Annotated in this window: 1 protein-coding gene; it reads right to left on the bottom strand. The window is 33.3% G+C overall.

Annotation, left to right across the window (positions count from 1 at the left end; translation table 11 throughout):
• Positions 1 to 154: 154 nt before the first annotated feature.
• Complete coding sequence (locus tag KA926_RS13485) at positions 155 to 1,327, bottom strand: IS256-like element IS256 family transposase (RefSeq protein WP_032495400.1); 1,173 nt, start codon at positions 1,325 to 1,327, stop codon at positions 155 to 157.
• Positions 1,328 to 1,536 lie beyond the last annotated feature (209 nt).

The following is a 1,536-nucleotide window of genomic DNA, read 5'->3' as shown; positions in this document are numbered from 1 at the left end:
AGTATGAATTGTCATACTTTTAAACTTCAATATCTATTATAACTTCGTTTTTATGTCATTATTTTTATTTTATCATATAATTTATTTTAAATGCTGAATTGAAAAGTCAAGTCCAGACTCCTGTGTAAAATGCTATACAATGTTTTTACCATTTCTACTTATCAAAATTGATGTATTTTCTTGAAGAATAAATCCATTCATCATGTAGGTCCATAAGAACGGCTCCAATTAAGCGATTGGCTGATGTTTGATTGGGGAAGATGCGAATAATCTTTTCTCTTCTGCGTACTTCTTGATTCAGTCGTTCAATTAGATTGGTACTCTTTAGTCGATTGTGGGAATTTCCTTGTACGGTATATTGAAAGGCGTCTTCGAATCCATCATCCAATGATGCGCAAGCTTTTGAATATTTTGGTTGATCGATATAATCATGAATCAATCGATTTTTAGCCTCACGCGCTAAGTTAATATCTGTGAACTTAAAAATTCCTTTAACAGCTTCTCTGAAAGATTTTGAATTTTTTTTAGGAATGGTGGTAAAGATATTTCTTAGGAAGTGAACTTGGCATCTTTGCCAACTTACGTTGGTGAAGGATTTTCTAATGGCAGAGACTAATCCTTTGTGCGCATCAGAAATAACGAGTTCCGTACCTTGTAAACCGCGTTCTTTTAGGTATTCAAAAAATGTTGTCCAGGTCTCTTCGCTTTCGCCACTTTGAATCATGAAGCCGATAATTTCACGGTCGCCATCTTTGGTTATTCCAATCGCTATATGACAGCTTTTTGAGAGTACTCGATTTTCTTCTCGTACTTTTATATAGAGTACATCGGTCATTAAGTAAGGATAATTTTTTTCTGATAATAAACGATTCTGCCACTCGTTAACCATAGGTTCTAGCTGTTCTGTTAAGCTAGAAACGAAGGACTTAGAGACGGATTTACCACAAAGTTCTTCCACAATTTTTGATACTTTACGAGTTGAAACGCCTGATACATACATTTCCAACATTGAAGCCATGAGGGCTTTTTCGTTTCGTTGATAACGTTCAAACACTGTGGGTGAAAAATGGCCATCACGTGTTCTGGGTACTTTTAATTCTAGCGTGCCTACACGTGTCGTAAAGCTGCGCTCATAATAGCCATTTCGTTGACTTTGTCGGTTTTCTGTTCGTTCATATTCTTTTGCTTGAATATATTCTGTTCGTTGATTTTCCATTAGTTGATTAAATACCGTTGTTAAAATAATTTTAGAAACGTCATCCTTTACAGAATATTCAATAATGCTTTGAATCTCTTCGCTTTTCAGTGTAAAATGTACTTGGGTCATGTAAAAGTCCTCCTGGGTATGTTTTTGTCGTTAAAAACATTGTACCGTAAAAGGACTGTTATATGGCCTTTTTACTTTTACACAATTATACGGACTTTATCTGAAATAAATTAATTTTTATTATACAAAAAATAAAAATCACAATAAAAAATAAAGAACCTATAATAATATTTGTCATAATATATATTTTTTTCACTTTATTTGTACTG

This window comes from Staphylococcus sp. GDY8P94P (assembly GCF_017892255.1).
Lineage (GTDB): Bacteria > Bacillota > Bacilli > Staphylococcales > Staphylococcaceae > Staphylococcus > Staphylococcus cohnii.
This window is presented reverse-complemented; position numbering and strand designations above follow the sequence as displayed.

Bases quoted from the DNA above. Each gene is read 5' to 3' on its own strand.
- KA926_RS13485 (WP_032495400.1), bottom strand. From the start codon at position 1,327: ATGACCCAAGTACATTTTACACTGAAAAGCGAAGAGATTCAAAGCATT.